This window comes from Yersinia sp. 2542 StPb PI, from assembly GCF_048593855.1.
In the GTDB taxonomy this organism is placed as follows: Bacteria; Pseudomonadota; Gammaproteobacteria; order Enterobacterales; family Enterobacteriaceae; genus Yersinia; species Yersinia enterocolitica_E.
Window position 1 is genome coordinate 1 of record NZ_JAZGQA010000203.1, and the last position, 7,419, is coordinate 7,419.

The window sequence follows — 7,419 nt, forward strand, 5'->3', positions numbered from 1 at the left end:
CTGTTCTGATAAATATATATTACTTTAATTTAATATCAGTCGCAGGAATTATTACGAAGAATATACATTCTGTATGGAAATGGATGCCATGGAATCAAGCAAAAACGCTAGCTCTTCGTCGGCATCGCCAACGATCCTCTCAGCTCTGGCCCATCATAAAAAAAGTCTCTGGGGTATAGGACTATTTACTGCTGTAATCAATCTGCTGATGTTGGCACCCGCAATCTACATGCTACAAGTTTATGATCGTGTTCTTGCTTCAGCGAATACCATGACGCTATTAATGCTGACGATTCTAGTATTGAGCATATTTGCCTTTATTGGACTATTAGAATGGATTCGCAGTGCGGTAGTTATTCGGCTGGGCACACGTATTGATATGCAGCTTAATCAACGAGTCTTTAATGCTGCTTTTGCTTCCCAACTTATGGGCGATAAAACACCTGCGGCTCAGGCATTGAATGATTTAACTTCTCTGCGCCAGTTCGCGACGGGCAGTGCTTTGTTTGCCTTTTTTGATGCGCCGTGGTTCCCGTTGTATTTGCTGGTGATTTTTCTCCTCCACCCTTGGCTGGGGGCGCTGGCAGCCGCCGGCGCTTGTATATTGATATTTTTGGCTTGGCTCAATCATTGGATATGTAAAAAGCCGCTAAAAGAAGCCTCAATAATCACGGCACAAGCAACACAGCATGCTAATGCGAATTTGCGCAATGCAGATGCCATCCAAGCAATGGGGATGTTAAAAGCCTTACGTGAACGCTGGCTGAGGCAACACTCTCAATTTCTCTATCAGCAAAATGTTGCCAGCGATAAAAGCAGCCGCGTGACGGCTTTATCCAAATCTAGCCGTCAGGCGTTGCAATCTATGATGTTGGGGCTAGGCGCGTTGTTGGTAATCGATGGTGCTATTACCGCAGGTGTGATGATTGCTGGCTCTATCTTGGTCGGTCGGGTGTTAGGGCCAATTGATCAACTGATTGCGGTTTGGAAACAGTGGAGTCACACGCGACTGGCCTACCAACGTCTCTCTTATCTGTTGGCGCAACAACCTCAACCCGCTACCGGTATGATTTTGCCGCCTCCACAGGGCAAATTAAGCGTCACACAACTTACAGTTTGCAAACCGGGAACACATATTCCGGTATTGCAATCTATCAACTTTGAACTGCAACCCGGCGATGTGCTTGGCATTTTGGGGCCGTCAGGCAGTGGTAAATCCACTCTGGCGAAGTTGTTGGTCGCAAGCCAATCTGCATTCAGTGGCTCGGTTCGTCTAGACAGTGCAGACATTTCTCAGTGGGATAAAAGCCATTTAGGGGCCTTTATTGGTTATCTACCCCAAGATATTCAGCTATTTCGCGGTTCAATTGCTGAAAACATTGCGCGTTTTGGCCCGATTGATAATGCAAAAGTTATTGCTGCCGCACAATTAGCCGATGTGCATGACTTGATTCTGCATCTGCCGCAAGGCTATGACTCTCAGCTAGGAGACGAAGGCGAAGGGTTATCCGGCGGCCAGCGGCAGCGAATTGCCTTGGCGCGGGCTGTGTATGGGATACCAAGGCTTATCGTATTAGATGAGCCAAATGCCAGTTTGGACAAAGAAGGTGAAAAAGCCTTATTAGCTGGCATTTGCCAGCTAAAACAGCAGGGCAGCACGATTGTGATGGTCACCCATAAACCAGAACTGTTATCGGGTAGTGATTACTTATTGTTTTTAAAAAGTGGGCAAATAGAGCTGTTTGATCGTACTCAGAGCATATTGAAAATAAAAGATAAAGCAGCAGTTGAACCTGAGACCAAAGCATTTAACACGCGTAATGGCTGGGGTAGTGGGGTGTCATATGACGTAGCTCCCATTCGCACCGCATCACAAAAATAAACACCACGGAGGGAGATAAAACAATGCTACCTGAATCAAGCCGTTTTCCAGTTACTGATGAAAACCATCAGCAGCAAAACCGATTACGGCCACAGATAAATAGTGGCTACTATCTAAATCTTGGTGGGTTACTGGTTGTCGGTGGTTTTATTGGTTTTTTACTTTGGGCTGCGCTGGCACCACTGGATAAAGGGATTGCGGTTATTGGCCAGGTTGTGGTTGCTGAAAATCGCAAAGTTATCCAGCCCCTGCAAGGGGGGCGTATCCAACAGTTACATATTGCTGAAGGGGAAGAGGTAACCATAGGGCAATTACTCATCACCATGGATGATTCAGTGATTCGTAGTCAGCGGGATAGCCTGAAAAATCAGTACTTAAGTGCTTTGGCGCAGGAGGCTCGCTTAACCGCTGAGCAGGATGGTGTGAGTGAAATTATTTTTCCCGAAACATTACTCCTGCATCCAACCCAACCGCTGGTTGAACGTAATATTGTCTTGCAGCAACAACTTTTTCATCATCGTCGCCAGGCTCAATTGAGTGAGATTGCTCGCTTATCCGCACAAATTACGCGTCATCAAGACCGGTTGAATGGTTTGCAGGTGATGCGGCGTAATAATCAGCGCCAATCGGACTTATTCCAGCGGCAATTACAAGGTGTTCAACTGTTGGCGAAAAATGGTCATGTTGCCAACAATCAGTTACTGGATATGGAGCGTCAGGCGATATCACTCCATGCACGGGTAGAGCAGGATACCAGTGATATTGAAGAGGCTCATAAACTAATTGATGAAACCGAACAGCATATTTCACAACGGCGTGAACAGTATCAAAGTGAGAATCGTGAGCAATTAGCGAAAGCGCAGCAAAATACCCAAGACTTGAAGCAGCGTTTGAGCATAGCAGAATATGAGTTGGATAATACCCGGATATATGCCCCAGTCAGTGGTGCGGTTATTGCCCTGGCTCAGCATACGGTGGGAGGCGTGGTGAGTAGCGGGCAAACATTAATGGAACTGGTCCCCAGTGGGCAACCATTATTAGTTGAAGCCCAGTTACCAGTAGAGTTAATTGATAAAGCCAGAGCAGGCTTACCCGTTGATCTCAATTTTTCTGCTTTTAATCAGAGTAATACCCCTAAATTATACGGTTCTGTATTACATGTTGGGGCCGACCGTATACAGCATCCGCAAACCTCACAGCCTTATTACCCTTTAACCGTCGCTATTGATATGTCTCAAACCGAGTTGGCCATCCGGCCAGGTATGTCTGTTGATGTCTTTATCCGAACCGGGGAAAGATCATTACTCAATTATCTGTTTAAACCGTTAGCGGATCGCCTGCATGTAGCATTTGCTGAAGAATAACGCTTTTGGCGAATCACTGTTGGTAACTCATGGAAGATAAAGGAATATGGCGATTTAATTCATGATGATAAGAAAAAATAATACCCGCACTCTTCTTTGGTGGGGGAGTGCCATGTTTGCCAGCAGCACCCATATGTACCTGCTCTGGTTGCTGAGTACCGAATCTGTACTTGTTAAACATCCCGATGACTCCCCAGTAGCAGTGATGCTCACTTGGTCGACAGAAACGCAGTTTAGCCAAAATTTAGAGCAAAACCCGGTGGTGGGTATGCAGCAGATCTTTAACGAACCGCAGGTTGAGCAACGGGAGGCTCAACCAGAAGAAGTGAATAATTTGCTGACAGTGCCTGAACAACCCAATGCTGTACTGCTAGTTGAGAAAGAGTTGGAAATCGCTAAAAAAGAGCCAGCTAAAATAAAACGGTCACAACAACCAGTAATAAAATCGCGCAAACCCGTCATTGAAGAAACACCAGAGAACAATAATAAATCATCTCCGCCAGCAGCAACAACCAGCACCACGTTATCTGGCGAGAGTCATCAAACTGCTGCCGCAGCGAATAGTGATTCCTTGTATAAACAACAGATTAAAATGAGTTGGCGAAGTCGCTTACAAGGACATCTGATGGGGTTTAAACGTTATCCCCCCAGTGCCAGAAAACAGCGACAACAAGGCATCGCCATTATCCGTTTTGTGTTGAATAAAGATGGGCATGTTCTATCTGCACAGCTTATAAAAAGCAGTGGGGCAGCTATTTTAGATCATGAAGCATTAGCACTTATTAAACGTGCTCAGCCATTACCTAAACCACCTGGCGAGTTGTTATTGCATGGGCAAATAACATTAGCTCTGCCCATTGGTTTTGATTTAAAAAATACACGCGAGTAATAGCGGTAACGAGCACGACAATCTATAAGGCGAGTAGTTTGGCTAAACAGGGGATAAACTTCTCCCTGTTTAGTCTTATTCAGACAGCCAACCGAGCGCACAGATAGCGGTTTAGACTAATCCCTTCCTCCGAGGCATTAATTGCCAGACGCCGGTGCTGTTCCGGTGGTAAGCGAAGAACCAGTTTCCCGCTATAATGCTTTTCTGCCAAGGGTTGTGGTGGTATTTCACCATTAGTCTGCATGTCGCGCAGAATATCGGCAACCAACGCAGTGATACCTGCCAAGGCTTCGAAGCGCTCTTTTGCAAGCCATGACAAGCCAGGGAATTCCGCACACAAACCAACAAACTCATTATCTTCTGCCGACCAAGTAATCCGATACGTATAGTGTTCGATGTTAACCATTATCCATTTCCTCGAGTTTAGCCAATGCAGCGATCACCTGTTTTACCTGATAAAATTTGGCCATTCCGCTGCTGTCCTTTTGAATGTTGATCCGAGGGTCTCCTTGCCAGGGAGTACCATAGACATGATGGCTACTGGAGTAATGCCTGGGAAAGCCAAAGTAAAAATTACAGATTTTGACGAGTTCGCGGAATTTAACCCCAGCGGGGTTAGCTTTAATCTGAGCAACCCGACTGTCCATGTCTTTCATAGCACCTCCATTTTAGTATCATTAGTGGTATCAAATCAATAGTGATAGACCCACTAGTGCCGTTTTAAAACGACTAGAATTGAACAAACAGTGGGCATTACGGCTTCAGATGCCAAGTGGGATGATTCAATTCATGGAAGCAGTGCGCAAAATAAGGGATAAAAAAACCGGGCATAAAGCCCGGTGTGGGAAAACAAAAACCTTCAGCGAGTTAAATTAGTCACCTGGGCAGCGCAGGCAGCGTTCTGCCTAATCGGTACCCAACCTTAACTTGGACTGTAAATCACGCAGCGCAGTACGCAAGCCTTCTTCAATGACTGGGTGATAAAATGGCATATCCAGCATTTGATTGATGGTCATCTGTTGTTGATGTGCCCAAGCTAATAGATGTGCGATATGTTCGGCACTCGGCCCCATCATCTCGGCGCCGAGGAAACGGCCGGTTCCCTGTTCGCCATAAACGCGCAAAATACCTTTGTTTTTCAGCATGACACGCGAGCGCCCCTGATTTTCAAAAGAGACTTCACCGATTTCAAAACAACCACATGCACTGAATTTTTGTGATAATTCACGGAAGGTTGAGCCTACCATCGCAATTTGTGGGTCAGAGAAAACAACCGAGATAGGGCTGCGACGTAAGCCGGGAACCACTTCAGGGAATCCACCTGCATTCACTCCGGCGATACGGGCTTGATCGCTAGCCTCATGCAGTAATGGTAATTGGTTACTGGCATCACCGGCGATAAAGATATGTGGCACGCTGGTTTGCAGGGTAAGTCGATCAGCTTGCGGAACTCCTCGTTCGTCCAAAATGAGGGACGTATTTTCTAGACCCAGTTTATCCACATTAGGGCGACGACCAGTGGCAGCTAACACGTAATCAACCATGATCTCTTGCGGTTTACCGGTTTTATCCAGATAGCGGATAAAGACTTTATCCCCCTCACGCTGCATGACTTCCACTTTCACGTCTGGGTCAAGATAGAACTCTTCACCCAAGGTTTTCGCGGCGTAATTACGTACAATGCTGTCAGTCAGTGGGCCAACACCACCACCGACACCGAACATTTTTACTTGAACGCCCAGCCGGTGCAGTGCCTGACCGAGTTCCAGACCAATAACACCAGGTCCGAATACCGCAACAGATTCGGGTAGGTCATCCCAGCTAAACACATCATCATTAACTATCAGTCGGTCACCCAGCTCATCCCAGGCTGTGGGCCAGGTTGGGCGGGAGCCAGTCGCAATCACGATACGCTGTGCAACAATACGCGTATGATCATCAACTTGTAGCGTATTATCATCAATGAAACGGGCATAGCCTTGAATTTTGTCCGCGGCTGGAATGTTATCTACACCCTCCAGCACAAAACCAACAAACCGGTCGCGCTCACGTTTAACACGACTCATCACTTCACGGCCATTAATCAGAATATCGCCTTGCGGGTGAATACCAAATTTAGGCGCTTTTTCAATATGATGTACGGCTTCGGCCGCTGCAATCAGCAGTTTGGATGGCATGCAACCAACGCGTGCACAGGTGGTACCGTATTCGCCACCTTCAATCATCACCACACTTGGGGTTGACAGTTTGGCAGCGCGATAAGCGCCAAGTCCGGCAGTGCCGCCGCCAATTACGGCGACATCAACGTTTAAGGTTTTCATGTCTGCTCCTAACATAAAAAGGGTAGGCCGAAGCCTACCAAGTATACCCGTTGTATTTGAAGCTACAGGGTTGCTGGCTACATTTGTCACCCGAATCACTTACTGGTCTTGACCTTAAAAATAAGTAAGCTCATCGGGATGAGTTCACTTGCCGCCTACCTGTAACTCCAATGACTTTGGGTATTCACATTATCTTCATTCTATTAATATTATTAAGCAGATAAGTAATTTTCCAAATCATCACTGCCACCAATATGACGGCCACCAATAAATACTTGTGGCACAGTTCCACGACCAGTGACAGCACGTAAGCTGACGGTTGTCGCATCTTTACCCAGCACGATCTCTTCATACTGAATCCCGCGTTCTTGCAGCATTTGTTTCGCTTTAGCACAGAATGGGCAGCCCGGTTTGGTAAAGACAGATACCGACTCCTGTACTTTAAAGTCGGGTGCCAGATATTTCAGCATGGTATCGGCATCGGACACTTCAAACGGGTCACCCGGCTTATTTGGCTCCACAAACATTTTCTCAACCACACCGTTACGCACCAGCATGGAGTAACGCCATGAACGTGGACCGAAGCCCAGATCAGCTTTCTCAACCAGCATATTCATGCCCTTGGTGAATTCGCCGTTACCATCTGGAACGAAAGTAATATTTTCAGCATGCTGATCAGCTTTCCAGGCATTCATCACGAAGGTATCGTTGACTGATACGCACAGAATGCTATCAACACCGTGCTGTTTAAACACACCTGCCAGTTCGTTATAGCGTGGCAGATGGCTGGAAGAACAAGTCGGGGTAAATGCACCCGGTAGTGAAAATACAATCACTGTTTTATTGCTGAACAAATCGTCGGTGGTTACATCAACCCACTGGTCCCCCTGACGGGTATGGAAAGTTACTTGTGGGATTTTTTTACCTTCTTGGCTAGTAAACATCTGTAACTCCTTAATTAAA

Annotated in this window: 7 protein-coding genes; 3 read left to right on the forward strand and 4 right to left on the reverse strand. The window is 46.5% G+C overall.

Annotated elements, in window-relative coordinates; genetic code table 11:
* Window positions 1-88: 88 nt before the first annotated feature.
* From V1952_RS18385 to V1952_RS18395, 3 genes are all read left to right on the forward strand, one after another.
* The gene (locus V1952_RS18385; RefSeq protein WP_372560109.1) at window positions 89-1,882 is read left to right on the forward strand and encodes a type I secretion system permease/ATPase; all 1,794 of its coding nucleotides are present in this window, start codon (window positions 89-91) and stop codon (window positions 1,880-1,882) included.
* A 23-nt stretch (window positions 1,883-1,905) separates the two neighbouring features.
* A complete protein-coding gene (locus V1952_RS18390; protein WP_420071779.1) occupies window positions 1,906-3,246 on the forward strand; it encodes an HlyD family type I secretion periplasmic adaptor subunit in 1,341 nt (446 codons plus the stop codon).
* A gap of 61 nt (window positions 3,247-3,307) precedes the next feature.
* Window positions 3,308-4,135: an energy transducer TonB gene (locus V1952_RS18395; protein WP_420075280.1), complete on the forward strand. Its 828-nt coding sequence runs from the start codon at window positions 3,308-3,310 to the stop codon at window positions 4,133-4,135.
* Window positions 4,136-4,214: 79 nt separating this feature from the next.
* Here V1952_RS18395 and V1952_RS18400 read toward each other — a convergent pair whose 3' ends face one another.
* From V1952_RS18400 to V1952_RS18415, 4 genes are all read right to left on the reverse strand, one after another.
* A complete protein-coding gene (locus V1952_RS18400; protein WP_372560106.1) occupies window positions 4,215-4,541 on the reverse strand; it encodes a type II toxin-antitoxin system HicB family antitoxin in 327 nt (108 codons plus the stop codon).
* Window positions 4,534-4,791 carry a toxin HicA gene (locus V1952_RS18405; RefSeq protein WP_083161812.1) on the reverse strand — a complete coding sequence of 86 codons (258 nt, stop codon included), beginning with the start codon at window positions 4,789-4,791 and terminating at the stop codon, window positions 4,534-4,536. Before V1952_RS18405 ends, V1952_RS18400 begins: the two co-directional genes overlap by 8 nt.
* A 249-nt stretch (window positions 4,792-5,040) precedes the next feature.
* Window positions 5,041-6,456, reverse strand: a complete 1,416-nt coding sequence (locus tag V1952_RS18410) for a dihydrolipoyl dehydrogenase (protein WP_420075281.1) — start codon at window positions 6,454-6,456, stop codon at window positions 5,041-5,043.
* Between the two features lie 212 nt (window positions 6,457-6,668).
* Complete coding sequence (locus V1952_RS18415; RefSeq protein WP_372560104.1) at window positions 6,669-7,400, reverse strand: glutathione peroxidase; 732 nt, start codon at window positions 7,398-7,400, stop codon at window positions 6,669-6,671.
* Between the last annotated feature and the right edge of the window lie 19 nt (window positions 7,401-7,419).